This window comes from Marinomonas sp. 63XJN7_7_ISO-PGPR-S23-202, assembly GCF_056173505.1.
The window spans coordinates 2,149,753-2,175,921 of sequence record NZ_CM149677.1 but is presented as its reverse complement, the minus strand read 5'-3'; the positions used below and the strand labels follow the sequence as shown (position 1 = coordinate 2,175,921).

Annotated in this window: 24 protein-coding genes and 2 pseudogenes; 6 read left to right on the top strand and 20 right to left on the bottom strand. The window is 43.6% G+C overall.

All coding sequences use genetic code 11. The features are described 5' to 3' along the window. Positions 1 to 182: 182 nt before the first annotated feature. Together AC0VYG_RS10030 and AC0VYG_RS10025 are read left to right on the top strand one after the other, a co-directional pair. Complete coding sequence (locus tag AC0VYG_RS10030; protein WP_475432135.1) at positions 183 to 845, top strand: response regulator; 663 nt, start codon at positions 183 to 185, stop codon at positions 843 to 845. Continuing rightward, on the top strand, positions 842 to 2,167 hold the full coding sequence (locus AC0VYG_RS10025; protein ID WP_475432134.1) for an ATP-binding protein: 1,326 nt from the start codon (positions 842 to 844) through the stop codon (positions 2,165 to 2,167). Before AC0VYG_RS10030 ends, AC0VYG_RS10025 begins: the two co-directional genes overlap by 4 nt. A 377-nt stretch (positions 2,168 to 2,544) precedes the next feature. Here the strand turns inward: AC0VYG_RS10025 and AC0VYG_RS10020 are convergent, their stop codons facing one another. Continuing rightward, positions 2,545 to 3,756, bottom strand: a complete 1,212-nt coding sequence (locus tag AC0VYG_RS10020; protein ID WP_475432512.1) for an IS256 family transposase — start codon at positions 3,754 to 3,756, stop codon at positions 2,545 to 2,547. Between the two features lie 134 nt (positions 3,757 to 3,890). Between AC0VYG_RS10020 and AC0VYG_RS10015 the strand changes: the two genes are divergently transcribed. Next, complete coding sequence (locus AC0VYG_RS10015) at positions 3,891 to 4,289, top strand: phosphatase PAP2 family protein (RefSeq protein WP_475432133.1); 399 nt, start codon at positions 3,891 to 3,893, stop codon at positions 4,287 to 4,289. Positions 4,290 to 4,804: 515 nt separating this feature from the next. Here AC0VYG_RS10015 and AC0VYG_RS10010 read toward each other — a convergent pair. From AC0VYG_RS10010 to AC0VYG_RS09970, 9 genes and pseudogenes are all read right to left on the bottom strand, one after another. Next, positions 4,805 to 4,945, bottom strand: coding sequence for a hypothetical protein (locus AC0VYG_RS10010; protein WP_475432132.1), 141 nt, complete (start codon positions 4,943 to 4,945; stop codon positions 4,805 to 4,807). 8 nt (positions 4,946 to 4,953) lie between these two features. After that, positions 4,954 to 5,931 carry an NAD-dependent epimerase/dehydratase family protein gene (locus AC0VYG_RS10005; protein ID WP_475432131.1) on the bottom strand — a complete coding sequence of 326 codons (978 nt, stop codon included), beginning with the start codon at positions 5,929 to 5,931 and terminating at the stop codon, positions 4,954 to 4,956. Positions 5,932 to 5,944: 13 nt separating this feature from the next. Then, positions 5,945 to 6,928 carry a fumarylacetoacetate hydrolase family protein gene (locus tag AC0VYG_RS10000; RefSeq protein WP_475432130.1) on the bottom strand — a complete coding sequence of 328 codons (984 nt, stop codon included), beginning with the start codon at positions 6,926 to 6,928 and terminating at the stop codon, positions 5,945 to 5,947. 20 nt (positions 6,929 to 6,948) lie between these two features. Further along, positions 6,949 to 7,530: a cupin domain-containing protein gene (locus AC0VYG_RS09995; RefSeq protein WP_475432129.1), complete on the bottom strand. Its 582-nt coding sequence runs from the start codon at positions 7,528 to 7,530 to the stop codon at positions 6,949 to 6,951. 54 nt (positions 7,531 to 7,584) lie between these two features. Beyond that, positions 7,585 to 8,715, bottom strand: coding sequence for an FAD-dependent oxidoreductase (locus AC0VYG_RS09990; RefSeq protein ID WP_475432128.1), 1,131 nt, complete (start codon positions 8,713 to 8,715; stop codon positions 7,585 to 7,587). 43 nt (positions 8,716 to 8,758) lie between these two features. Continuing rightward, positions 8,759 to 9,118 carry a Rieske (2Fe-2S) protein gene (locus tag AC0VYG_RS09985; RefSeq protein ID WP_475432127.1) on the bottom strand — a complete coding sequence of 120 codons (360 nt, stop codon included), beginning with the start codon at positions 9,116 to 9,118 and terminating at the stop codon, positions 8,759 to 8,761. Between the two features lie 224 nt (positions 9,119 to 9,342). Next, positions 9,343 to 10,299 carry a VOC family protein gene (locus tag AC0VYG_RS09980; protein WP_475432126.1) on the bottom strand — a complete coding sequence of 319 codons (957 nt, stop codon included), beginning with the start codon at positions 10,297 to 10,299 and terminating at the stop codon, positions 9,343 to 9,345. A gap of 173 nt (positions 10,300 to 10,472) precedes the next feature. Then, positions 10,473 to 10,685, bottom strand: a complete 213-nt coding sequence (locus tag AC0VYG_RS09975) for a hypothetical protein (RefSeq protein WP_475432125.1) — start codon at positions 10,683 to 10,685, stop codon at positions 10,473 to 10,475. Between the two features lie 57 nt (positions 10,686 to 10,742). Then, positions 10,743 to 11,068 (bottom strand): annotated as a pseudogene (locus tag AC0VYG_RS09970) (DUF1302 family protein); the annotation flags it as partial. 148 nt (positions 11,069 to 11,216) lie between these two features. Between AC0VYG_RS09970 and AC0VYG_RS09965 the strand changes: the two are divergent. Continuing rightward, on the top strand, positions 11,217 to 12,131 hold the full coding sequence (locus AC0VYG_RS09965; protein ID WP_475432124.1) for a LysR family transcriptional regulator: 915 nt from the start codon (positions 11,217 to 11,219) through the stop codon (positions 12,129 to 12,131). 134 nt (positions 12,132 to 12,265) lie between these two features. On the opposite strand, the gene AC0VYG_RS09960 is transcribed toward AC0VYG_RS09965, so the two are convergent. The 10 genes and pseudogenes from AC0VYG_RS09960 to AC0VYG_RS09915 form a co-directional block, all read right to left on the bottom strand. Beyond that, positions 12,266 to 13,345 carry an anaerobic sulfatase maturase gene (locus AC0VYG_RS09960; protein ID WP_475432123.1) on the bottom strand — a complete coding sequence of 360 codons (1,080 nt, stop codon included), beginning with the start codon at positions 13,343 to 13,345 and terminating at the stop codon, positions 12,266 to 12,268. 160 nt (positions 13,346 to 13,505) lie between these two features. Continuing rightward, positions 13,506 to 14,987, bottom strand: a pseudogene (locus tag AC0VYG_RS09955) (sulfatase-like hydrolase/transferase). Positions 14,988 to 15,002: 15 nt separating this feature from the next. Then, complete coding sequence (locus tag AC0VYG_RS09950) at positions 15,003 to 15,134, bottom strand: hypothetical protein (RefSeq protein WP_475432122.1); 132 nt, start codon at positions 15,132 to 15,134, stop codon at positions 15,003 to 15,005. 602 nt (positions 15,135 to 15,736) lie between these two features. Further along, a complete protein-coding gene (locus AC0VYG_RS09945; RefSeq protein WP_475432121.1) occupies positions 15,737 to 16,516 on the bottom strand; it encodes a cyclase family protein in 780 nt (259 codons plus the stop codon). Between the two features lie 7 nt (positions 16,517 to 16,523). After that, entirely contained in the window at positions 16,524 to 17,684 is a 1,161-nt protein-coding gene (locus AC0VYG_RS09940; RefSeq protein ID WP_475432120.1) for an alpha/beta hydrolase family protein, read from the bottom strand. A gap of 800 nt (positions 17,685 to 18,484) precedes the next feature. Beyond that, positions 18,485 to 19,402 carry a catechol 1,2-dioxygenase gene (gene catA / locus AC0VYG_RS09935; protein ID WP_475432119.1) on the bottom strand — a complete coding sequence of 306 codons (918 nt, stop codon included), beginning with the start codon at positions 19,400 to 19,402 and terminating at the stop codon, positions 18,485 to 18,487. A gap of 72 nt (positions 19,403 to 19,474) precedes the next feature. Next, entirely contained in the window at positions 19,475 to 19,753 is a 279-nt protein-coding gene (gene catC / locus AC0VYG_RS09930) for a muconolactone Delta-isomerase (protein WP_199477639.1), read from the bottom strand. Between the two features lie 36 nt (positions 19,754 to 19,789). Then, the gene (locus AC0VYG_RS09925) at positions 19,790 to 20,908 is read right to left on the bottom strand and encodes a muconate/chloromuconate family cycloisomerase (protein ID WP_199477638.1); all 1,119 of its coding nucleotides are present in this window, start codon (positions 20,906 to 20,908) and stop codon (positions 19,790 to 19,792) included. A gap of 157 nt (positions 20,909 to 21,065) precedes the next feature. After that, positions 21,066 to 22,121, bottom strand: coding sequence for a Rieske 2Fe-2S domain-containing protein (locus tag AC0VYG_RS09920; RefSeq protein WP_475432118.1), 1,056 nt, complete (start codon positions 22,119 to 22,121; stop codon positions 21,066 to 21,068). A gap of 142 nt (positions 22,122 to 22,263) precedes the next feature. Continuing rightward, positions 22,264 to 23,223 (bottom strand): PDR/VanB family oxidoreductase, encoded by a 960-nt coding sequence (locus AC0VYG_RS09915; protein WP_475432117.1) that lies wholly within the window; start codon positions 23,221 to 23,223, stop codon positions 22,264 to 22,266. A 259-nt stretch (positions 23,224 to 23,482) separates the two neighbouring features. Between AC0VYG_RS09915 and AC0VYG_RS09910 the strand changes: the two genes are divergently transcribed. Beyond that, entirely contained in the window at positions 23,483 to 25,240 is a 1,758-nt protein-coding gene (locus tag AC0VYG_RS09910) for a sigma 54-interacting transcriptional regulator (protein ID WP_475432116.1), read from the top strand. A gap of 17 nt (positions 25,241 to 25,257) precedes the next feature. Beyond that, positions 25,258 to 26,160, top strand: a complete 903-nt coding sequence (locus tag AC0VYG_RS09905; protein WP_475432115.1) for a LysR family transcriptional regulator — start codon at positions 25,258 to 25,260, stop codon at positions 26,158 to 26,160. Positions 26,161 to 26,169: the final 9 nt, after the last annotated feature.

The following is a 26,169-nucleotide window of genomic DNA, read 5'->3' as shown; positions in this document are numbered from 1 at the left end:
CTATGATCGGTGTGAGAAGTTATCAAGGCTTTCCTTAAGGGGAACTTAAGTCTTAACAAATATGAAAATAAAGATTTTTCTTCCTACACAACTTTCTCAGATGAATTTTTATTAATTTTTCGCTATTTCACCATGATAATGATAGGACGACCTATTTTGAAAAGTGTTGGGAGGATCTCATTTTGCGTTTACTCATTGTAGAAGATGATGAATTTATTGGTGATGGTCTGCTCAGAGGGTTACGTCAAGAAAACTTAGCGGCGGATTGGGTACAAAGCTCTAAATTTGCGATAGCCGCTTTAAAAACAACAAACTACAGCATATTGTTACTCGATCTTGGGTTACCCGATAAAGACGGCTTATCACTGCTAAAAGAGTTACGACGGGCGAACAACTCAATTCCCGTTATCATTATTACGGCTAGAGACGATGTTTCCTCCCGCGTAGGCGGACTCAATGAAGGTGCTGATGACTACTTAGTAAAGCCCTTTGCGCTAGAAGAACTCATCGCACGCGTTCATGCTGTCATGCGCCGTAAAGTCGGACGCAGCCAACCCGTTTTAGCCGTTGGCGAATTAAAGCTAGACTCTGCTCACCATCTTGTCTGGTTTCGAGATGAACCCTTATCCTTATCCGCTAAAGAATTTGCGCTCTTGCATGAGCTTATGCAAGAGCCAGGCAAAGTCATTTCAAAAGAAACCCTCGAAGAAAGTCTTTATGGCTGGGATCAAGAAATAGGTAGCAATGCGATTGAAGTACATATTCACCATCTCCGTAAAAAAATTGATTCTAAAATTGTTAAAACAATACGAGGGGTTGGTTATCGAATTGGAGACATTCATTGAGATCACTTCGCACCAATCTGCTTATTTGGTTATTACCTACAACTTTCCTAGTCGGTGTTCTGGCAAGTATTGGCACGTACTGGGGGGATTATCTGACCCTAGAAAATACATTAGATGATCAACTTAAATACATCGCTCATCATGTAAACCTAAGCAATTCAACTGACTCTATCAGTCTAAAACAGACATTATCTTCAAAAGCTCACGACCATGAAGATCAAGACGACGAGGTCATTTTAGAAGTTTGGGAAAATAACAAACGGCAATTTGCTTCACATCCATCAATCGACTTTGCTCCCCCCACCCGAACAGGCATTATGAACGAAACTGTCAATGGTAAAGTCTGGCATACTTTTGTCATGAAAAGTGACAACAAATGGATTCTTATTGCTCAAGCTCAGAATCTTCGTTTTGAAACCTTAGCCAGTTTGTCGATTAACCTTTTTTGGCCTGTACTCGCCATGCTTCCATTACTGGCGATTTTTTTGTGGTTCGGTATTGGTTACGGGCTAAAACCTTTGCGACATATTAGTGAAGAATTAAAAAGCCGCAACGCTAAAAGCCTAGACCCAATCATTCCTGCTCGGCCAGTGAAAGAAATACAACCGTTCATACAAGCCTTGAACGATTTACTAGAGCGCTTGCAACAAACGTTCATCCAACAAGAGAGATTCATTGCCGATGCAGCTCATGAGTTACGCACTCCTATTATGGGACTCAGTGTAGAAATGCAAGTCATGGCACGTGAAACCGACCCCATCAAACAGCAAAAATCGCTTATTCAATTACAGAAAAGTATCTCTCGACTTTCTCACCTTTCTGAGCAACTACTTACACTAGCAAAGATTGATCCAGAAAAGTCAGCTCAATCCCCCGAAGAGGTTGAGCTGACTAACTTATGTAAGTTGATTATTACGGACTCAGTCAATGCAGCAGAACGCAAAAACATTGACTTGGGCATGGGGAAACAAACAGCAGCCGTCATTATGGGGTTCCCTGACGATTTGCGCATTTTGATTAGCAACCTCATCGATAATGCTATTCGCTACATACCGGAGAATGGCACCATCGATGTGTCAGTCTACAAAGAAAAAGGGGAGGTCATTTTAGAGGTATCTGATAATGGTCCAGGCATTCCAGAAGCTGAACGCCTCAAAGTAACTGAGCGTTTTTACCGAGGGAAGCACCCTAAAATTCATGGCAGTGGATTGGGAATGAACATAGTAAAAAACATTTCTGACAATCATCATGCGGTACTAACGCTGACAGACTCAGAACAAGAAACGGGATTGTGTGTCAGAGTGACTTTTAAAGGTCTATAGATCGTTAAGGTTTATTTAAGCCTTATTGCCCTATTGTATAAATATAATTCTTTAAAATCCTCCAAGGAGTGAACATTCCGATTCATATAGTTCTAAGAGACCTTTGCACGATGTCACGAGCGACGCCAAGACACGACAAAAACAGACGAGAAAGCGGAGTGTATCACTATAAATGAGCATTTTGAGTCTATTTTTAACAAAGTATTGGCAAGCGCAATAGCCGTACAAAAGTATCTCTAAATATTAACAAAAATTAGGGGGTATCTAATGAATGTTATTCAAAGAATTCACCAGCTTGATGTTTTCGTTTTTTCTTGGTTTATGGCTAGAAAAAATGGCAAGAGACGACCCTGTAACAGATTCTGTGTAACTGCCATTTAGTTAAGGTGCTTTTCGAGACGCTCCTCGAACTCAATAATAAATCGACTCATTGCTTGGCGCCAGTTCTGAATTGGCATCGTCCATTTCTTACTGGCTTCTTTAATGGCAAGGTATACCATTTTCCTCGCAGAATCATCGCTTGGGAAGACTTTACGTTTTTTAATGGCTCTACGGATAACACTGTTCAGGGACTCAATCGCATTCGTTGTGTAGATCGCTTTTCGGATATCGTCAGGGTAATTAAACAACGTATTGAGGTGATGCCAGTGATTGCGCCATGATTTGGTAATTTGCGGGTATTGATCGTCCCAGATGTCGCCGAAACGATCTAACTCTAGCAAGGCTTCTTCTTCCGTTGCGGAGCGGTAAACTTGCTTTAAATCCGCCGTCACTGCTTTATAGTCTTTCCATGATACATATTTCAATGAGTTGCGTACCATGTGTACGATGCACAGTTGGATGTTAGTTTGTGGGAAAACAGCATTGATGGCTTCTGGGAAGCCTTTTAGACCATCAACACAAGCGATGAGAATATCTTCTACGCCGCGCTGCTGAAGCTCAGTGAGGACGTTGAGCCAGAACTTCGCACCTTCGTTCTCCGCAATCCACATGCCCATGAGTTCTTTATGACCTTCAGTGTTGATACCGAGTGCCAAGAAGATCGATTTATTGATGACGCGTTTATCTTGGCGGATTTTCAACACAATACAATCAAGATACACAATGGGGTAGATGGCATCCAAAGGGCGTGCTTGCCATTCAGTCACTTGCTCAATGACCGCATTGGTAACGCGTGATACCAGTGTTGGAGATATCTCGGCACCATACCATTCATCGAAGGCATTGACGATGTCTCGGGTACTCATGCCTTGCGCATAGAGCCACAGGATTTTATCGTCCATAGAAGTGAATCGGGATTGGTGTTTTTTGACCAGCTTGGGTTCAAAAGAGCCTTCTCGGTCACGAGGCGTATCCAGTTCAAACTCACCATCTTCCGTCTTAATACGCTTGCTATTCTTGCCATTACGACTATTGGTTGAGGTGGACTTTTGATGTCTCTCGTAACCCAGATGGTCATCCATTTCTGCATTCAATGCCGCTTCAACGGTAATCTTCTTCAGCATTTGGCTAAATTCGTTGAGATCCTCAGGCGTTTTAATTCCCTTGGCGGCTTCTTTTGCGAACGCTTCAAGTTCTTTTTTGTTCATTTGCATCTACCTATCCTTAATTCTTAATAGAATATGTTGTGGTAGGCAGTTACACAAAATTAGTTACAGTCTCCAAGAGACTGGCAAGAATTGGGCGATTTATTTCATTTAGCGCAGATGGTCCGCTCTACGTTGTGACGGATATTGTGTTATGGCATTTCCATTACCGGCTATTAGCAAGCATCATTGCATTTGGATTTGCACTTGAGCGTTGCTTATATTTTGCTATCAAACTAGGTTTTAAACGAAATCGACCTGCCGACACACTGAAGAATTTCCACAGCTACATCACGCCATCGGATAAGTTTTCATTTCCTTCTGGACACACCTCCGGAGCGTTCTTTGTAGCCTACTGCTTGGCACAAGCTTTTCCATCGTATTATCTGCTCTTTTATATATGGGCTACTCATGTGGGATTGTCTCGGCTGCTACTTGGGGTTCACTTCCCTACCGATACATTAATGGGCGCCTTGCTTGGTGTCGGTTGTGCTGCGTTGATGGTAGCGTTACTTCATGGCATCCTGCCATATTGACTACGGTGATAAATCCCCATATCACTATTTTAGCCGCGAAAAACACTAAACTTTCATGATCACATTAGCGCCTCCTTATTAAAGGTGACCTAATTAAATCAGGTCGAAGACCCATTGTGAACTCAGATTTACGCTATTACGGCTAAGGAAAGTACAAACATATCCTCTTGTCTCAGCATCTGGATAAAAGCTTGCTATTCGCGGCAGGCAAGAATGTGAATGGTGGGCCTATTGACGAAGAAGCTTAACAAAGAATATGAGTTTTTAGACCATGACCTATGAGACTTAGACGACTTATTCTCACCTTCCCTTGCTAATTCGGATGCCACAAAGCAATCTAGGTAGATTAGTCCAAAATGAAAACAAGCTTTCTATACTGTTTACGCGTGGTAATCTGCATAAAAGGAGCAGTGACCTGTAAATAAAAAAACACCTCACTGACACAGAGAACATTAAATCAAATAGGTTGGCTAAGGGCCTTGAGCGATTGCCCCATAATTCTTGAATCTTCCTCCTTATCTCCGGCCATTAATTTCGATGTAACAGAGTCGAGCTGAGTTTTCCACCACCATGTGATAGCGTTGCCAACGGCGTTTGTGAAAACGCGCAAAGGCTTCTTCCTTGAATATATGCGGAATCAAGGCTTCAATATCCATAGTTCCCCCTACGCCAGGTCCCATGATAAGGCTTTTTCAACCAAACTAGATAAGCTTCCATCGTGCAAAAAACCTAAACTGTCGGCCTTTTGAGTATCTAACTCAGGAAAAGAGCCAAACAAGCGTTCAATATTTTCATTTGCTTCGTAACGCACAAGATCATTCGCCGGTTGCTGGAAGGTTTCGCCAATTGCAGCGGTTAACTCTGCCATGTTAAAGCACAAAGTAGGCAAAGTAATGGCACGGTTGCTTCCTAATCCATTGCTATCAATGGATGCCGCATGAAGTAAATTATCGATGATATTAGGCAAAGATGAAGCCCAGGTTCTGGCTTGTGTAGACATAGGACAAACAAAGGAATTCCCTTTCGCAACTTCACGAATAATGTCGCTTAGAAAAGCAGACAATTGCCCTGTATTTGCAGGAGGTCTAGCCAAAACCCCGGGTAAACGAAGTGAACGTCCATCCACCCAACCTCGTCGACTAAAATCATTAATCAACACTTCACCAATCACTTTATGAGCGCCGTAGCTCATTTGAGGTTTAAGCTCAGTCGCATCCGTTACCTTGTTAGGCATAGAACCAAATACCGCAATGCTACTGGCAAACACAAACACGGGGGCAAAGGATGAAATGGCTTGCGTCTTAGCAATATCCAAAAGCGCTTCTGTCGCGCCAATATTGACGCGACGAGCCAGCGCTTCATTTTGTTCCGCCATGCCACCAGGAATACTCGCCAAATGAAAGATCGTATCGATTGTCTCTTGCACAAGAATATCTCGTAACCATCTCTCATCGGATATATCACCACTATGGCACTGAATATTTGCAGCGTTTAAGCAATACCTCAGTAACGACTCGTCGAATGCTCGATCAATTAAGACCAACTTGCCAACGGCCCTGCCCACTAACATCCCCTTAGAGAGCAACCTTTTGGTTAAAGCAGATCCGACAAAACCATTTGCTCCGGTAATCACAATATTCATAGGCATATTCTTCTTAACGGTTGGCGATAACAGTTTGCTCGATCACACCGAATGGCCCGTCGCGGCCATCATCAAATTTGGCCTGCATACGAACTTTGTCACCAAACTTCATAAACGACGTTTGGATTTCACCCAAATCGATTTTCTCAATCACTCTGCGCTCAGCAATACACGCAGAGCCTGCCGCGCGAGACTGATTCGATACGGTGCCAGAACCTACAATGCTACCTGCCGTTAATTTACGGCTACGCGCTGCGTGAACAATCAATTCAGGAAAAGAAAAATTCATCTCACTACCATGGGGTTCGCCAAAACGCTGGTCGTTCCATTGCACGCATAAGTGCATATTCACTCGCCCATTATGCCAAGCATCACCCAATTCATCTGGAGTAACAGCAACAGGCGCGAAACTGGATGATGGCTTCGCCTGAATAAAGCCGAAGCCTGTGTTCATTTCACGTGGTCCTAAGGCACGCAAGCTCCAGTCATTAATCTGTACGATCAAACGAATAGCTTGTTCTGCTTCTTTAAGCGTAGCGGCCATTGGCACTGAGCCTGTGATCACACCAAACTCCCCTTCAAAATCGATACCGTCCTGTTCACTTGGAATCACAATATCCACTGTCGGCCCTTGAAAATCATCACTGGCACCTTGATACATAACAGGGATCGTGTCGAAGTCAGGGATTGGGTTTGTATCAAACGCCTGCTCCATCAACTTGCCATGATTTAAAAAGGCAGAGGCATCTAGCCATTGTGAGGTACGTGGTAACGGTGCAAGGCAAGTCTTTGGGTCAAAATCAAACGCAAAGTCCACTTGACCAGCATTTAATAAATCGTATAAGGCTTTTAAATCGACTTCGGTTTCTTGCCAATTGTGCAGCGCGCTAAGTAAATTCGGCGCGATCACCGTGGCATCCACGGCTCTGGTTAAATCTTTAGAAACCACAATAAGGCGACCATCCAAGGTGCCGTTCGCAAGTGTTGCTAATTTCATTTTTTACATCCTACATAGGGTTAATCGGTTAGCTGTTTTTGCAAATCTTCGTCATATTTACCATCGATAAGCACAAAGAGAATGCGGCACATTTTGTCTGAGCGATTCGCCCAAGCGTGGTTTGTCCCACGCTGAATCACCACACTGCCGGGCTTTAATAGCGCTTCGCCATTGTCGACAATAAGGGTCAACTCACCTTCAATGACAATGCCATAGTCAATGGATTGGGTTCTGTGCATCAGAGGATGTGGGGAATTGGCTTTCACCGTGGAGGCTTTTTCGTCCCCTACCTTAGAAAACATTTCCGCCATTTTGCTGTCGCCATGTTGTAAAAATTCTTCTGTATCAGGCGGAATATCCACAAAGCGCAAACGCGTGCCATTGGCCGGCGGAGGCAAAACCACAGGTCTAAGCGTTGGGTCAGTCTCGGCGTGGGCCACTTGGGCAGGCGTTGTCGCCGTACTCCACACTTCATGAAAACGCGTACCGGGTACCGCCTCTAAATCCATCACAGTTTTTAGCGTGTCATTTTCTAAAATGACCGCTTTACCGTTCTCGTCATGACCTGTAACAACACGATAAATATCAGGAAAGCTCATCATTATTCCTTAAAAAAAGACAGCACTCACGACTGCGCTTCACGCTGTCATATGGCGTTAAATAGGTTGGCTAAGAGCAATGAGTGATTCACGCATAATTTGCGAATGTTCAGCTTTGTCACCATCGTGAATTTCGATTTCACATAAGCGAGCAGAGTTCTCGACCACCATGCGACAGCGTTCCCAACGACGTTGATGAAATTTTTCAAGTGCTGTCTCTAGAGAATCATTAACGGCAAGTTCATCGGCTAACACAATGCCACTTTCTATGCCGATACCAGCGCCAGAAGCTAAATGAGGTGTAGTGGCGGCAACCGTATCACCAATCATGATAAGGCGGCCTTTATTCCAAGGCTGTTTCACCAGAAGGTTTGCTAATGGGCGGTAATCGATATTGGCTTCTTCCTTGAATATATGCGGGATCAAGGCCTCAACCGTTGGATTCGGGAATTGCTTCATCAAGGAAGCAAGCACCTCGGGCCAAGTCTCTCTGTCAATGTGCTCCTTAGTTGGACGATCTTCCGTAATAAACATATACATATGCGTCTCTGATACTGGATTAACGCCCAATTTCAGATGATGTCCCATCCACATGGTGACTTGATTGATACTCTCTGGGCGCGGCATAATGGCACGCCACACACCTTGGCCTATGTATTCAGGCTCAGGTACTTCTGGGAAATACTCTTTACGAACACTTGAATGCACGCCATCCGCCGCAACAACAAGATCGTATGCGCGAGTGCTACCATCGGTAAAAGCTACTTCGATGCTGTTATCCGTTTGCTTGATATCCGAATAGGTGCAACCTAAACGCACATCAACGCCCGATTCCAAAACGGCTTTCGACATAATGCGAGCCAGTGTTGGACGGAAAATACCGCCACTGCCACCGACCTGAGAGCCTGCTGGGCTTGGTGTTGGTAATTCCATCAACAAAGGGCCGTGAGCCAAATGAATTGCCACACCATTGGTGACGCAACCTTGTTTCACCACTTCATCATAAAGGCCCAGATCATCCAGCGCTCTCATGGAAGCGCCATTAATACTGATACCTGCTCCTAACTCACACCACTCTGGATCAATGTCCACCAGATCCACCGCAATCCCATGACGCCGTAATTTTATTGCCACCGACATGCCTGAGAACCCACCACCAATTACGAGAACTTTATCTACCACTGCCATTATCGACTCCTTATTTATTGTTTTTATTGAATTTTATTGAATTTTATTTATTTTTATTAGAGTGTATTAGCCAAACATTGCCCATTTGGTCTATTTCAGTTATGACTTTTTCAAGCCGTTTGCCTTTGCATGGTCCTTGTATACAGAAGCCACTTACTGGTTCAAATAAAGCCCCATGGGCATGACACGCAATGTACTGTTTAGAAGCATCCATATAGGCGTCTTTGCGCCATGCCATGGGAGCGCCATCTATATGCGGACAGGCATTTTTCCAGCCATAAACTTGCCCAGCATGCTTAACGATAAAGATCTGATCATTACCATCGTCATTTAGGAAAAAGCCTTTTGATTGCCCTTCTTCAATATCGCTCAGTTGGCAAAGCCATTTTGCTTGGTTATCCATTTATGCTGTCTCCTTCCCTTGCACTTGATTACTGTTAGAGAATTTGGGCTTCAACAAAAATGCGCGAGGGCCGATAGCAGAATTAATGCCCCTAACATGTTCCAAATGAACATAAAGGCCAGTAGCAATCCCATGTCCGATTGGAATTTGATCGGGCTAGCAACATTTACGTCGCTTAAGTAATGAATGGGAACAACGCAGTGTTCGCCCCCTTAATTCACTATTCACTCTTCATAATCCCCTTTTGGCGTGCTGACTTGCCCCGGAGCCCACTTATTACGGTAACGCAACAAGAAGGCCTGAGAGTTGTCCGCACTAATTGGTGCAGTCCGTGCCTGCCAAGTTTTATCATGCAAGTCCATGTCTGCATCCATCTCAATATGACAAGCAAATGGACTGTTGAAATACCAAAACCAGTTTGAACCAAAGATATGACGGCCTGGCCCCCAAAAGGCTTGATACCCTTTCTCAATAAAGCGAGAGCCGTTTTGCATGACTTCTGTTGGCCCCGCAAAATGGAAAGTGAAATGCTCTACGCCTTTCATAAATTCTGGGGCGCCAATAAAGAAATGTGTGTGGTGATCCAACGTCCCAGCAGGTTGTAAGAAAGGCCCCATGCCTTCAAAGCGATCTGTACATCGAAAGCCTAAACGTTCCACATAAAATGCTTCCGCTTTCTCTGGGTCTGATACAAAGTACACGATATGGGACAAAGTGCGCGGGTGAATCTGTTCTGCGTTCACATTAACGGCATTCTGGTTTACGGGACGTTGCAAAGGAGACCCAGGTGCATTGGATATTTCTCCCGTCAAACTCATGGTTTTTCGTTTGGTTACTTGAAAGCCAATAACAAAACCCATGTCGTCTATGGATTCGATGGAACCATCAGCAAAGCTTGTTACCTCTCGATCCTTACTCAATTCTGTACGAATCGCCTCTAAATCCTTCTCATTGGCCACACCCATGACGGTTTTGCGCATCATACAGCCGTTACCTACACTTGGCGGTAAACTCTGATCGGATGCCTCCGCGAGTACAACACAGGTACCATCTAACGCCTCAAAACGGCCGCCTTTATCAGTCACATCAACAGGGATAAGTCCGTAATCTGTTAAAAAGGTTGCGCACGAAGCAATATCTTCCACTGCAAAAACAATGCTCTCTAAACCTACTATATTCATCTCTTTCTCCAAACAAGGTGTTAGGCGATATGCCCATATAAAAATTCTGCGATCCTATCAGCAATGTATGCGCCAGCATTGACTGAGTGATCAAAACTAGAGTGTTTAACATCGCCTTCACGAGCCTTCAACTTTCGGTCAGATGATCTGTGACCTTGCAAACACTCCCTCACTTAGCGAATACCTTGTCTAGCAAGACCCCGCCCTGTGAAGGTACTAGTCGGCATGCGCTGAACTGGTTTGTTCTGGAATTTCTTATCGTTTATCATATTGGCCACATAGGCTTCTCCAGAAAGCAGATTGTAAGAGCCAGCAGGAAGACAACGTGATTTTTCCCATTCGTAGCCCACATAAGCACCAATAGAGGCCGTTTCAGAAATCGGCACATCAATCGACACTTTTCCTGTTGGGCGAACAGTTTCTTTGAATGATGATAGACATCGTCGTACCAAGCAGCAGCACTGATTCGCGCGCCATAATCTTTATAGGACAAGTCAAGTTCAGACAATAAATCCAAGCGATTAGAAACTAATCCTCTATGAAAGTTATTGTCGCCGTCATTAAGATTGATTGCGGTTTGACCTTGGGTTAAGCCAGGTGAGGAATTTTTTAAGCGGTAAGCAGCACTGTATTTCACCGTATTATCCAAACTAAGTCTTAAATCTGGATTACTAGTCGTAATCTCAAATCCATAGGCAGTGGATGTCGTAGAGATAATTGCAAGAGCGATTGCCTTCGCTCTAAATGGAGTCGTATTTAGTGTGTTCACTTGTTCTTCCTTTTTGCTAGGGTTTTATTTTTATTTTCAAGAACAAGCCAAAATGTAAGCGACTCCAACCTTTTAGAAAAATCCTTTAAATCATATCGACCATTCGATAGTATCGAATAATTAAAATAACAATATCGAGAGAGCTGCCATGCGTTTTAAAAAACTGGATCTGAATCTACTGGTCGCGCTAGACACGCTTTTAACTGTAAAAAGTATTACCAAAGGTGCAGAACAACTAAATATGAGCCCTTCTGCGTTAAGCAACTCACTGTCACGCTTAAGAGAATATTTTGAGGATGATTTGCTGACCCAGATTGGTCGAAAAATGGTAATCACTCCACTTGGAGAAAGTCTGAAGGTCCATGTTAGAAACGCACTAAATAACATTGAAAGTACGATCTTAGTTCAGCCGACGTTTAATCCACAAACGACCGACCGTATATTTAGTCTGTTTTGCTCCGACTATACCCAAACGGTTCTAGTACCTCATGTACTCGAATTAGCCGGAAAGCTAAAGAGTTCAGCACGTTTTGAATTTTTACCTCAGGTAGATAACCCACACGAACACTTAGAGCGTGGTGAGGCGGATTTATTAATCATCCCAGCCAACTTTGTGTCTAAGGATCACCCAAGCGATGTTCTTTACGAAGAAAAGTTTGTTTGTGTGGTATGGGCAGACAGCCAGCTTGCCAAAAACGAACTGACATTTGAAGAATACGCAAAGGCAGGCCACGTCTTAATGCGCCCTGCTGCAACGAAAAAAGATTACTTCGAAACTACTTTTGTCCAAAAGTACAATATTAAACGTCGATTGGTTGCGACCACATTCAGTTTTTCTGTGTTATCAGGTATGGTTATCGGGTCAGAAAATATTGCGACCGTTCACCGACGCTTGGCAGAAAGAATGGCAAAAGCGTGGCCACTAAAAATCCTCCCCCTGCCTTTTGACATGCCGCCAATGCAACAATGCATCCAATGGCATCAATATAGAAATAACGATGAAGGCTTAATCTGGTTCAGAAAAATACTAAAGGACGCTGCTATCAATATGGATAAAGACTAAAAGATAACAAAGAGTTTTTATGCTATGAGTAAAACTCTTGTTTCATCATTTGCTTTATCTTCTTCACCGGAGTTTGAGATGATAACAGGCGCAGCGTTTGTGCCATTTTGGGCACGGTATGCGTTAAATACGTTTTAAATCCATCCTCGCCCATCACTGGATATTTCAAACCTGTGTTTCGGGCAACCACCGTGGCAGACAGATCGTACTTCGCATCCTTGGCAATCCGCACTTATATTAAGAAGTTTATCTTGTCCAAAGGCGAGGTTTTGCGGCAGGTTTACTAGCTCAATAAGTTGGTTTTCGTTGACGTTACCAAGCTTATGCTCTGGATACACATAATGGTCACATGAATACACATCACCGTTGGACTCCATCGCTAAACCATTACCACAACTCTCACTGAATACACAGGCTCCGGGTCTTCCGGCAAGCTGACTCATGGTTTGCTCAAAATTCATGACAACGATTTTGCCTAGATCATTTTGAATCCAATGTTCAAATATCGTGTTCAGAAACTTGCCATACGCCTTTGCAGGTACCGACCATTCTGCCAAGTTAGACTTCGGTTGGATTAGGATCAAACCATGACTGTCTGGCACGATGGCTTTGCGCTCCACTAAGGGAATAAACTGCATATATTGGCTGCCTATTCGTTTTAAGAAGTTATAGACATTCAAAGGGCGCTTTACATTTTCGGCATTCACCACGGTCAAAGTATTGAAATCGACTCGATGCTTTTTGAGTAGAGACAAGCCTCTCAGGGTGTCATCAAAGGTGCTTTGTCCTTTTCGCGACAGACGATAAGTATCATGGCTGATTTTATCACCATCAATAGACACACCAATTAGGAAGTTATGCTTTTTCAGAAAAGCCACCCAATCATCATCGAGCAAGGTGGCGTTTGTTTGAAGTGAGCTGGTGATGGCTTTCACACCACGATATTTGTCCTGCAGGGCGACAACCTCTTCGAAAAAGCCAACCCCCAAAAGCGTTGGTTCCCCGCCCTGCCAAACAAATTCGATCAAATCACTTTTCTGAGAGTAAATTTGACTGCGAATGTAATTATCCAGCGTGGCGTCATTCATTCGCCAAGCCCTCTTTCTATCTGGATAAAGGTGCTCTTTTTCCAAATAGAAACAATAGGTACAGTCAATATTACAGACAGAACTACTTGGTTTGGCCATCACGCCAAAGCTGTCAATTCGATTCATATCACTCTCTCACGAGGTTTTAACGACCATTATACGAAGCCGCTTGCTCAAGTACTTTATTTTTCTTCACGTACTCTTGGTAATCTGCTTTTAACACTTCGACTAATTCTGGATGTTGGCTGGCAACATCTTGCGTCTCACCACGATCCTTAGTGATATCCTACAAGGCAAAAGGCACATCTTTTCTAAACACTGGTTTGCGGCCTAATGACGGCTGCTGAGCCAGTTTCCACTGGTCACGCACCACATAACTTGCTCCCATCAATTCATCCGCAAGCACAGTGCCTTTCTTATAAATGTGTGAGAAGCTCGTATTTTCTTTTAACTCTGGAAGAAAAGAAATACCCGTTGGTTGGTAGATCTTACGGCCTTTGTATTCTTTCCCCGGCAAACTAACATCCGCTGCGGCTAATAAGGTCGGCACGATATCTGTCACTTGAACTCGCGCATCTGACGTGGGTTTGGCCTTCTCTTCACCGTTTAACTTCACAATAAAGGGCGATAACGTACCACCTTCCGTTCCAGTAAAACCTTTAAATAATTTAAACGGAGCAGAACTTACCTGAGCCCAGTTTGCGCCATAAGCCACCACAGAACCTGGTCGCCCCATATTCTCTAATGAGTTATTCACCTTAGTGCCCGGAATTGGCAATTGAAACGATGGCGCGCCTTCTGCTCCGTTATCAGACATAAACATAATCAGCGTATTGTTGTACTCATGAATCGCTTTTAGATGCGCAATCAATTTGCCTACATTGCGGTCCAAGTTACTGACCATAGCCGCGTAAATTTCCATCGAACGCGCTGACTTTTGTTTTTCTTCGGATGTTAGTTAGTTCCAATGTTTAAGAATTTTCTGCCCTTGATCTGGCTTAATAACATCCTTCAACAAACCAAGTTTCTTCATACGCTCTAGACGTTGCGTCTTGATCACATCGTACCCCACATCGTAACGACCCTTCTGCGCATCAATATCCGCTTGCGGCGCCTGCAAAGGCCAATGGGGTGCTGTGTATGCAACGTAGGCAAAGAAAGGCTTTTCATCTTTGTGACTTGAATCAATGTACTCGATCATCTTCTGCGTATAGAAGGTGGTTGAGTAGAAATTCTTAGGAAGCTGTTTCGCGGGGAAAACATGATCGTTATCCGCATACATAGTTAAGTCCAGTGGAGTAGGAACCGTTGGCGGTGCATAATGAGAACCCGCACCATCAATAAGCGTGAACGATTTTTCAAAGCCACGCGCATAAGGCAGGGCACTTCGATCAATTCTAAACCAACGTTTATGCTTTGCATCCGACCAAAGCTCAGCAATAGTCTCAGTATTCTTGCTCAAATGCCCATCGTATTGATCTGGAATATTATCAAAATCATAGGTATTGGATTTTCCCCAAGGCGCATTGATAGGTTGGTTTTGAACAATGTTTAGCCCAACCACCTCAGCCATGTTGCCAATCCCAGCAAAATGATGATATCCCCCTGTCATTTAGCTTGAGCGGGTTGGCAAACACACGGCAGCGGTATGAAAGTTGCTCAGTACGCGACCTTGTTTTGCTAGCGCATCAATATTAGGTGTCTGGATTTCGCTGCCAAAAGCACTTAAATCGGAATAGCCCAAGTCATCCGCAACAATGAGAAGAATATTAGGACGAGATGTTTAGTGAGTGGTATCGGCTTGAACCGATGGTGAAAAAGACACAATGGAGGCCGTGACCAAGATAAAGCAAAGGTGAGGCACTTTAAAACGTAATAGTGTATTAACGTGATTACCAGTAAATCTATTGAACATAGTTACTTTCCACTCCCATAACAGTAATTATTTTTATAATCTCCCCAAATTAACAGGAGTATAAATAATGGGAAGCCATTAAAATTGCACATTCACATTGATAAAACAGAATCATAAAAACCGCTTTACTCGTTTAAAAAAAGCGGTGTTTTAGTGGATTTATTCACGTTTAAGGTGCAGTTCATACATGGCAAGACTCATTTTTCAGCGTCACTAAAATAGTCTTTAGCGAGCGAATTCCACATAATGATTCACATACTCAACACGCTCGTCACACCTTTCAGTAATACAAAGGCATGTCACCTTCTCTTTTTAGAAAAACCTTTTATCAGTGTTAACTCACCATAATGCCGATGCACTCACAAATAGCTTGTGAACCGTTGTGGTTATTTTGAACTTATTCAACAAGGAGTCAATATACAATGAAATTTCGACTCATCCTATTATTCACCTTGAACTCCCCCTTTATATTAGCTTTTTCAATTTCTAACCTTGGCATATAAATGCTTTTAGAGGGGGAACCAATAATGTTTCTCGAACAATCTAGTAAGTTTTTACTAATGTTATTAATCCAAAAATATTATCGCTGTTGGCGATTTACTTCAGTCATCAATAATAGCAACAGCGCGAGTCCAACCCGCTGAGCCACCGCGTACTTTATGAGGAAAACAAACAACGGTATAGCCAAAGGGTGGAAGGACTTCGAGATTATGAAGCTTTTCCAAATGACAGTAGCCTATGTCCCTACCGGCTTTGTGCCCTTCCCAAATCAGCGAATTATCACCCGTTTCAGCGACGCGTTTGGCAGTATGGCTAAATGGTGCATCCCAAGACCAAGCACCTGTGCCCGTCACGCGCACACCACGTTCAAGTAAATACATCGTTGCTTCATAGCCCATACCACAACCAATATTGACAAAATCAGGATCGCCAACCGCACTACCCGCAGCGGTATTCACCAAAACAATGTCCATGGGTTGCAGCTCATAGCCAATACGTTTCAGTTCCGCCTCGACGTCCGCTGCGGTCACAACATAGCCGTTTTCGAAATGACGAAAATCCAACTTCACCCCAGGACGAAAGCACCAGTCTAATGGCACCTCGTCAATGGTAATCGCTCTTTCACCATTGTTCATAGTGGGATGAAAGTGCCAAGGAGCATCCAAATGTGTACCATTGTGCGTGGTGAGCTTCACGGTCTCAGCCGCCGCAAATCCATGACCACCGGGAAACTCATCCGCCGCAACACCGGGGAAAAAGTGGTTCGCCTCTGGAACCGTTTCCTCATGCGTCTGATATGTAATCTCTGGACGCATAAACGGCGGATCAGTGATCACATCGTTCTCAAGATAAATCGATAAATCAATAAATTGACGAGCCATCTCTTTCTTACCCCCGTTTGCCACCCAACGTTTTGGCGAACCAATCAGCAATATAATCGCAACCAAAACTCATATTATCTGCACCAACATGCTCGACCCCGCCTTCACGTTCCGTAAAGATTTTAAATTCACGATTTGGTGAGTTGATTAGCTGGTCATAGCTTTGGTAAGCGTAATCCAAATTAATTTGACGATCTTTTTCTCCATGAGTAACAAGGAACGGCACCTTAATTTTGTCCATCACACCATTAAGATTCATCCCTTCTGTTTTAACAAAGAAATCATCCATATCTTTTGCTCCAAACACCCACATGACATGCGCCCAATAATGTGGAACAGGGTTTTCACCCTCACGCTTTAAGCGTTTCTGCTGCACTTCTGCCCAGTTATGATTTGCTCCCCATACAGCACCAGCTGCGAACCTTGGCTCATAGGCGACAGCTCTAGGCGCATAATGACCACCTAAAGAAATTCCCGTCATACCAATACGAGATGCGTCTACATCGTCTTGTTGCTCTAGCCAGTCAACCGCTTTGGATGCCCAAACTTCACTGTTATAAACCGCAGGCAAACCGTAAGTGCGCAATGTTTCACCAGTACCAGGTTGATCAACACAAAGCGTCGATATTCCTCGTTTGGCCAGAGACTGTGGTAGATTTGACCAATAGAGCATCTCTTTACAACTGTCCAAACCGTTACAATAAACGACTGTTGGGTGAGGGCCCTCTCCTTCAGCTCGAACATACAACGCAGGCATAATACCGCCGTTATCAAGTGGCACTTTTACATACTCACAATTATCTTTGCTGAGCCTAATGCTTTTACGGAATGTCTCTTGCGCTTTATCCCAAGTCTCTTTTCGATTCGGATGTCCTTGACCTTGCATTCGCTCAGCCACCATTAAATACAGCGCCGCTCTCTTTAGCTTGGTACCAGCCGAAAAGTAATTCCCTGCGTCTTCATCTTCATCAGCTAGTCCAATCAGTTTATCCGCCATATTGACCCACTGAATCAGAAATTCTGCTGTCCCCGCATCTTCGCCATTTTCTGCGGCTTCGCGTAAAGGCTTACACATATCAATAACTTCACCAATTTTGGCTCCGCTTCCTAATGCAATAGAAACGGATAAATTCCAAACATAGTTTGGGAAATATTCAAATAACGCCATAAGCTATTCCTCTCATTTTTATAGTTTTTTTAAAACAATATCCCATTCAGGAAAAACCAATATGATGACTTATTCTTTAGGATGCAGGTTTGGTTAATCAATAAAATCCAGAAATATTAAAAAAACACAATCAAATTTTTTATACGATGGTGAAAGCTTTTATTAAAGCTATAATATCGACTAATTTTTTTTAATCATCATATCCCTATCAAATACGTGGGCTAAACTTACACCTGAAGATATTGCATAAGTAGTGACCATCAACATAAATGGCTAAAAATAATAAACTACGTTTATGAATAATGAATTTTTATTCTCTTGTTAAGATCAACTTAATATAAACCACTGTGATATCTCACAAAAATCCTTTAAACAGAATCGTTCATTCGATCTCATAGAAAGATGGACATAACAAGGATTCGAATGATGACAACCATACTGTCTGCAAGAGATGAAAGGCTCATGTTGTAGAAGAGTTTTTCAGGAACTTGTTGATGACTGAAAAAAATCGCTGTTTTTAGTCCCCTTGCGTTACGGGCATTCAGCGCCTAAGGCTTTATTATGAGGGTTACAAATCAAAGAGACACGGCTTATCCAGCTGTTTATATGAAAGGATTTTTCTCTAAAAACAACCGGATTTTTTTCATTGTAGATTACATCGTTGGCAACTTTCGGGGACAGAAGTAAAGCGTTTTAGGCTCACTAGAGCCTAATGGCGTAAATTAAAAATCCCTTGTTGAGATCAACAAGGGATTTTCATTAAAAGCTAATTAGTCGACCAGAAGCAGTACTAATTAAAGTTAAGCTACTGTTGCTCGTGCACGAGCATGTTTGTCTTCTAATTCTGGCTTATCAGTTTTACAAATTTCAATATTGAACTCAACGTCCAAATATTCGCTATCAAAGCCATGGGCTTTGTCATTCAACGGTGTTGCCTCAACAACCAATTCATCTCGAGTCGCAAAAGCGAAGTCATCGTATGTATATGCATCACCAGCCAAGTTAATCTGTGTGGTTAGATGCTTGAAGCCTGGTTTAGATACAAAGTAATGAATATGAGCGGGGCGGTTACCATGACGACCAAGACTCTGAAGTACTTTAATGGTATTACCTTCTGGTGGAACGCCGTAGCCGTTTGGCACAATACTACGAGCGCTGTAGCAACCTTGAGCATCCGTTATCACTTTACGACGTAGATTGAATTTGCTTTGTGTAGGGTCAAAATGAGAGTAACCACCTTTAGAGTCAGCGTGCCAAAGGTCGACAACAGCTCCCGCTACAGGGTTACCCTCTTCATCCAACACTTTACCGTGAAGCCACATGCCTTGGCCCGGTGTTTTGCCATCATCCATACGTGCCTCACCTTCTGAGACTGGTGCATCCTGAACATATAGAGGGCCTTCAATAGTACGTGGTGTACCACCCGCTAGGCCTGCTGCTTCATCTTTAGCATCTTCACGAATATCTAAGAAATGATCAAACCCTAAACCTGGCGCAAGCAAAACGGCTTCTTTAGTCGTACCAAGGTCATTTACATAATTCACGCACATCCAAAACTCATCTGGCGTAATATCTAGGTCTTCAATCATTTTGTAAAGATCAGAAACTAGGCGATAAATGATTTCTTTCATGCGAGGATTGCCTTGGTCTTTATCCAAGCCAGCCACTTTTTTCAATAACGCTTGTACTGCTTCTGTTTGAATTGTTTTAACAGTCATTTCAATCTCTCCGCTTCTATGTGCCATCACAGCACTTTTATTAAATTTTATTTTTGTTCTAAATAGTTAGCGCTATTTTATGGAAGATGGATGTTGACATAAGGCTGTCACTTCCATCGTCATAAAAGGATACAAAGGTAAGCCTGTGAGGACTTCATGCAAATGAGCATTGTCTTTGACATCAAATATACTCACATTTGAATACTGTCCAACGACACGCCATAAATGCAGCCAAATACCCGCTTTTTGTAATTCTTGTGAGTAATTCTTCTCCTTCAATTTGATCGCATCTGCCTCTGCAACCGGAAGGTCTTTAGGAATATTTACTGTCATTTCAACTTTAAAAAGCATGTTCATTTCCTCATGATTGTTTGCGTTGGTGCTGTATTATTTACGTCGATAAAGCGCCAGCTTTTCTTCGTCAATTTCAATACCTAAACCAGGTGAATCTGGAACATCCACACCATTGTTATGGTAACGAAGCGGCTGTTTAATGATGTCATCTTGCAAAAGAAGAGGACCAAACATTTCACTGCCCCAATGCAATTTCGGTAAAGTAGACCAAGCATGAATTGAAACCGCTGTACCAATAGAACCTTCTAGTAAAGTACCACCATATAATCCCATACCTGACGCAGATGAAACGGTAGCCGCATAAAGTGCTTCAATAGGTCCACCTGCTTTGGCAATTTTCAAAGCGATACCGCCATTAAAACCACGTTGAGCAAGCTGGAAAACATCTGAGGCATCAGCAACACCTTCATCGGCTAAAATAGGAATCGTAAATTTTTGCGATAATCGAACCAAGGCATCCCATTCTTTTGCTGGAGTTGGCTGTTCAACTAAATCCACACCGGCTTCTTGAAGCGCCGCCATACCTTTTGTTGCCGTTGATTCATCCCACGCTTGATTCACGTCGACTCGCACACTTGCGCTATTACCCAAGGCCGCTTTAATAGCCGCCACATGGGCCACGTCATCATTCACATGTCGAGAGCCGATTTTAAGCTTGAAGTCGCAATGTCGACCGCTAGCGATAAGCGCTTTCGCTTCGGTAATATCTTTATCCGTATCACCCGATGCCAACACCCATAGACAGGGGATATGTTGGTGAATAGCGCCACCTAATAAAGTGGAAACAGGAACGCCTAAATGTTTGCCTTGCAAATCCAACAACGCGGTTTGCAAAGCCGATTTGGCAATCATATTACCCCGTACAGACATGCTTAAACGTTGGATAAGTAGCTTTATGCTATGAAGTGGCTGATCGATAAGTAGAGGCGCAAGGTAGGTATCGATGTTCATTTTAATGCTTTCTGGGCTTTCAGGACCATAGGCCAAACCACCAATAGTCGTGCCCTCGCCTAAGCCTTCACGACCTTGATCATCTTTGATACGAACAATCACCATGGTTTGCACGGCCATAGACGTCATAGATAATTTATGAGGGCGAATCGTGGGAATATCCACAAGCATTGTTTCAATATGAGTAATTTTCGATGTCATGCTAAGGTGCATCCGTTTATTGTTTTTACCTACACTAGACTCACCCGAAACAGAGAACAAATATCAATTTAGTTCCTAGCGATACCTATAAGGTATGGATTACCCATCGCTCAACTAAGCCTTTACTTCTAGAAGAACGACGGGTAACTGGTTGGCGTTAACGGCTCTCTTGCTCAGCCTCTACCATTTTTTTTAATAAGCGTCGCACTTTGACAGGCGCGGCATCGCTGGTAAGCAACACTGGGTTGAGACTAAATAGATCTGACGTACCCATCTCTTTATGGACAGCATCCAATACGGGGCCATCTTCCGCGACAAACGCTTCGTGCATGGCTTTGATCTTCATCTCGTTGTATTCAGCGTCTTCCTCAAGATGATTACGACGCGTTGCAAAGAAGTAATGGGTATAATTTTGAGAGCCTGGCGTACTGGTGTGGAGATCGTACTGACCGACAGTATGTTCTAGGTCTAAAGCCCCTTTATTTTGGTTTGCTCCCACAGTTAATTGGATATTGGCAGGTGGCGTCCATGTGATATCGAAGAAATGATCGGCTTCATCATCAGGCTTTGATAGGTGCTGATTAAAAATCAGCATGGCGGGCTTTTGCACCCATTCCCATCGCGCTGAAAGACTCCGCTCACCTTCTCGAATCAGAGGCACCTTTGGCGATAATTGACCTCGAGTGGTAATGATTTCGCCGTGTAAATGATCAATGTGACTCAGATCCATAACATTGTCGGTAATCAGCTCGTAGTGACATTCACGTGGCATGTAAGTGTAACCAACCGAGTTAGGATGCCCTTCGACCAATGTACTAAAATCAGGAAGCAAAGCTGGATCGGCTGCGTCTTCGCCCATCCAAATCCAGATGAAGCCATACTTTTCAATAATTGGATAAGACCGCACTTGAGCAGCCGTCGGTATACGATTATTCCCATGGGGGTTATGGTTACATTTACCCTCACAATTAAATTTCAGGCCGTGGTAGGCGCAGACGATGTCATCCCCTTCTCGTCGCCCCATACTCAGCGGTACAAAACGATGAGGGCAGCGGTCTTGCATCGCAACGGCGGTACCATCTTCAGTTCGGTAAATGAGAACCGATGTATCCAGCAATGTACGACTGAACAGTTCTTCTTTGCCTACTTCTGTAGACAAAGCGGCGACGTACCATACATTCATTAGATAAGGATTTTTATTATCTGAAGTCATAATTTCTCTCTCTTTTATTATTGTTTTACAAACGTACTTCATTTGAAAAATGGCTGACTGACGAGCCACCATAAACGACTAAGATGCCTTAGCCATTGGACCATTAAGTCCAAATTTGTATCGTCGTAGCGCTAGTTATTCACTAAATATCTAACACCAAGATTTGGCTGTGTGAGCGTGAGCAGCAGGGAGTAAACTGATTATTCCTTTTCTTCTCTGCCTCAGACTGAAACATGTCTCGATGATCAGGAATCCCCTCAACAACAGGGATCATGCAGGAACCACAAATGCCCTGTTCGCAGGACATGGCGACATCAATACCATGGTTAAGTAATGTCTGAGCGACAGTTTGATCAGCTCCAATCTCGATCACTTTGCCACTTTTTTGAAGACGAATTTCAAACACGCTGTCTTGGCCGCTAGTATTGCTTTGCTCCATATTAAAACGTTCAAAGTGAATACGCTCACTCGACCATTGGTTGTTGATCGCGACATCATTAATCCAATTGATAAAACCCGACGGGCCACAGCAATACAGGTGCGTGGTCGGCGCAGCATTCGCAATGAGCTCTTCTGCATCGATTTTTTGATCATCTTCGTTAAAATAGAAAGTCACCCTATCCACCCAAGGCTTCTGCGATAGAACCTGTAAAAATGCCATTTTCGCTCTTGAGCGGCAGGAATAGTGAAGCTCGAAACTTCTTCCAGATTGATACAGTAATTCGGCCATCGCAAAAATGGGCGTAATACCAATCCCCCCAGCAAATAACATGACATGCTCGGAATTAACTAACGGGAAATAGTTGTAAGGAGTTGAGACGGATATCTCATCACCTTGTTTCAGCGATTTATGAACATAGGCAGAGCCGCCACGGCTATTGGGATCAAGTAAAATACCTAATTTATACAACCCCACTTCGTCAGGGGAATTGGTAAGCGAATATTTCCGAGTGATACCATTGGGAAGTTTAACATCGATGTGAGCCCCAGCTTCGGCCGGAGGTAATGTCTCATCGTGAATAGCTTTCAACTCAAGACCAATAACATCTTCTGCTAGAAGATACTTATTGTGTACAGCAACCTGTAACCAAGAATCAGCCATACGTATACTCCTCTCTTATTTTTATAGTTTTGGGCGTCATTCAATGCATTAAGACACTGGCATTTATGTAGAGAACTAGAGCGAAAGATATGCCAGTTTCTTAAACCCTATCTAACTATATGTTTTATATGGAATTTATTTTTATCAACTGATACAGTAAAAATTATGAGAAATATTTTTCTACGCAAATGATGAAATTTTTATCTGTCTATAACGTGTTTTTTCTGCTATTGCTGAAAAAATAAGTGTGGAGATAACAATGAATAAAAATAATAAAACCTTGCACAACATAAATGAGATGATCGATGACGACGTACTGGCACAGTACTTAAGATTCACGCCTGATAGCGGCCATATCCACCTATTCGATCAGCGGATGCTCCTCATGCACTGCTTTTCAATGACGTCATTAAGACAAGAATTAATTGAACGGCTAGGCCTAGATAAGACCCGAGAGATATTCACCCGCATCGGTTATCAGCAAGGTGTCGTGGATGGTCGTTGCTTGCGACAACATGAAGGGGGAAACCTCAAGCACAGTATGGCGCTTGGACCTAGGTTGCGTGAGATAGAAGGCTTCATGCACAATCAAGCTGTCAACCGAATGGCCTACAATACAGACACGGGGGAATTTCATGGGGATTACTATTGGCAATCCTCATGGGAAGGAGAAGCGCACCATAACCACTTTGGGGTCGGAGGGAAACCGGCTTGCTGGATGATGACAGGGTACGCCAATGGCTTTACGACAACCATGATGGGGCGCCCAATCATCTGGCGTGAAGTTGAGTGTGTCGCCATGGGGCACTCACGCTGTCGAGTCATTGGTCAGCCACTGGAAGAGTGCGAGGATATCGAGCACGATCTTTCCTTTATGAAGCTGGAAAGTTTTGTGTCGGCTCCGGGCAGCCCTCCCCATACTAACAACTCCTTGCAAACAGGACGAACAGAGACAGCCGAACCCTTACCCGAACTCATCGGTGTGTCGGCTCCATTCAATGCCGCCATTCATTTGCTCAAGCGCGTCGGCTCAACCGATGCAACAGTGTTACTAAACGGTGAGAGTGGCGTTGGTAAAGAGCGCTTTGCTAAGACATTGCATGTCATTGGCCAACGATCTAACAAACCCTTTATCTCCATAAACTGTGCCGCAATTCCCCACGACCTTGTTGAAGCAGAGCTGTTTGGCGTGGAAAAAGGGGCGTACACTGGCGCAATCACTTCTCGGCGCGGACGTTTTGAGAGAGCCGATGGCGGCACTTTATTCTTAGACGAAATTGCCAGTTTACCTCTGCCTGCGCAAGGCAAGCTATTGCGGGTATTGCAAGAAGGCGAAGTGGAACGTTTAGGGGGAAGCGAGATCATTACCATAGATGTTCGCATTGTCGCCGCCGCAAACAGAGACCTTCGCGACGAAGTACGTGAAGGGAGGTTCCGCGAAGATTTATTTTTTCGGCTCAACGTCTTCCCCATCAATATCCCCTCCTTGCGAGAACGACGCGAAGACATTCCTTTGCTAATGAATGTGTTTGTGGAGCGTTATGCAAGACGCTTTAAGAAAAAAATTAATGGTATCACTCAAGCGGCCCATGCTGCGCTCTGGGCTTACGGTTGGCCTGGAAATGTTCGAGAATTAGAAAACATCGTTGAACGTGGTGTGATCATGGCCGACGACGGTGATAATTTAGACGTTTACCACTTGTTTTCTGGCGGTGAGCAAATAGATGACGTTCTGTTTAGGCTTGGCGAAGACGGCCACCTGCATAAAAACTCCCCGGTCCCAGATTCTGATAGCTTCGCTACGGAGCAACTGATTGAGAATCTAGTTGAAACAACGGGGTCACTTGAAGCTGTTGAAAAAATGGTGCTGACCTATGCTTTAGAACGCTGTCAGGGCAACATTTCGGCCGCAGCACGCAAATTAAAAATGCGACGCGGGCAATTTGAATATCGCCTAAAAAACATACAAAAAAAGCAGTCTCAAAAACATTTCAGTACACCAAACTCTAACCACTGACAAAAGGTAAAAATACAATGGAGTTAAGACATCTACGTTATTTCTGTGCAGTGGCAGAAGAGAAAAACCTTACTCGCGCGGCAGAAAAACTCTTTATTGCTCAACCGCCATTAACAAGGCAGATAAAGCAATTGGAAGACGATGTGGGGGCACAACTTTTTACTCGTCACTCCAGGGGGTTAACACTGACCCCCGCAGGAGAGTACTTCTGGGAACAAGCAAAGCAGCTGCTAGCAAAGGCCGATATGGTCATTGAAAATACTTGCCGAATAGCAGAAGAACAAAAGGCCGTTTTCAGCATTGGCTTTGTTCCATCCGTGTTTTATGGTCAATTACCCTCCCTCGTTAGGGACTTGCGTCAACAAACTAACGCGAAAATTTTGATGCATGATTTAAAAACCGGTGAACAAATCGAGGCCTTAAAGACAGGTAAAATTGATATTGGTTTTGGTCGTTTAATCATTCCCGACGAGCAAGTAGAGCAAACTATCTTATTCCAAGAACCCTTATTGGTGGCATTGCATGTTGGTCACCCTCTGCTAAAAAAAGGGGAACCGACGCTGGAAGAGCTGGCGAAGATGCCGATGATCTTGTATCCAGCAAACAGAGCCACTACGCCTACCTTCGCGGATATTTGTACTTCATTGTTTACCAGCCGAGGGTTAACCACAAACGTGACTCAACAAGTCAATGACCTCCAAACAGCACTAGGTTTAGTGGCTTCCGAAATGGGCTTTACTCTGGTGTCTGAACAAGTAAGACATTTTGGACGAGATGATGTGGTGTTCCTTCCTTTGCAAGATAAGTCCATCACCTGTCCAGTTATATTTAGCCGTCGAAAAGAACCCATGGATTCCATTACAACATTGGCCGTTAAAATTCTCAAAAACTTGATTGAGAATCGTCAGAGCGGCTTATAAGCATTGATT

Coding starts and splice junctions, on each gene's coding strand:
- catC (WP_199477639.1), bottom strand. CDS start 19,753: ATGCTTTTTAAAGTTGAAATGACAGTAAATATTCCTAAAGACCTTCCG.
- AC0VYG_RS09960 (WP_475432123.1), bottom strand. CDS start 13,345: ATGAATCGAATTGACAGCTTTGGCGTGATGGCCAAACCAAGTAGTTCT.
- AC0VYG_RS09940 (WP_475432120.1), bottom strand. CDS start 17,684: ATGGCGTTATTTGAATATTTCCCAAACTATGTTTGGAATTTATCCGTT.
- AC0VYG_RS09910 (WP_475432116.1), top strand. CDS start 23,483: ATGAATAAAAATAATAAAACCTTGCACAACATAAATGAGATGATCGAT.
- AC0VYG_RS10020 (WP_475432512.1), bottom strand. CDS start 3,756: ATGAACAAAAAAGAACTTGAAGCGTTCGCAAAAGAAGCCGCCAAGGGA.
- AC0VYG_RS09920 (WP_475432118.1), bottom strand. CDS start 22,121: ATGACTTCAGATAATAAAAATCCTTATCTAATGAATGTATGGTACGTC.
- AC0VYG_RS09945 (WP_475432121.1), bottom strand. CDS start 16,516: ATGGCTCGTCAATTTATTGATTTATCGATTTATCTTGAGAACGATGTG.
- AC0VYG_RS10005 (WP_475432131.1), bottom strand. CDS start 5,931: ATGAATATTGTGATTACCGGAGCAAATGGTTTTGTCGGATCTGCTTTA.
- AC0VYG_RS09980 (WP_475432126.1), bottom strand. CDS start 10,299: ATGAATATAGTAGGTTTAGAGAGCATTGTTTTTGCAGTGGAAGATATT.
- AC0VYG_RS09925 (WP_199477638.1), bottom strand. CDS start 20,908: ATGACATCGAAAATTACTCATATTGAAACAATGCTTGTGGATATTCCC.
- AC0VYG_RS09990 (WP_475432128.1), bottom strand. CDS start 8,715: ATGGCAGTGGTAGATAAAGTTCTCGTAATTGGTGGTGGGTTCTCAGGC.
- catA (WP_475432119.1), bottom strand. CDS start 19,402: ATGACTGTTAAAACAATTCAAACAGAAGCAGTACAAGCGTTATTGAAA.
- AC0VYG_RS09950 (WP_475432122.1), bottom strand. CDS start 15,134: ATGTTCAATAGATTTACTGGTAATCACGTTAATACACTATTACGTTTT.
- AC0VYG_RS09985 (WP_475432127.1), bottom strand. CDS start 9,118: ATGGATAACCAAGCAAAATGGCTTTGCCAACTGAGCGATATTGAAGAA.
- AC0VYG_RS09915 (WP_475432117.1), bottom strand. CDS start 23,223: ATGGCTGATTCTTGGTTACAGGTTGCTGTACACAATAAGTATCTTCTA.
- AC0VYG_RS09905 (WP_475432115.1), top strand. CDS start 25,258: ATGGAGTTAAGACATCTACGTTATTTCTGTGCAGTGGCAGAAGAGAAA.
- AC0VYG_RS10010 (WP_475432132.1), bottom strand. CDS start 4,945: ATGGATATTGAAGCCTTGATTCCGCATATATTCAAGGAAGAAGCCTTT.
- AC0VYG_RS10000 (WP_475432130.1), bottom strand. CDS start 6,928: ATGAAATTAGCAACACTTGCGAACGGCACCTTGGATGGTCGCCTTATT.
- AC0VYG_RS09995 (WP_475432129.1), bottom strand. CDS start 7,530: ATGATGAGCTTTCCTGATATTTATCGTGTTGTTACAGGTCATGACGAG.
- AC0VYG_RS09965 (WP_475432124.1), top strand. CDS start 11,217: ATGCGTTTTAAAAAACTGGATCTGAATCTACTGGTCGCGCTAGACACG.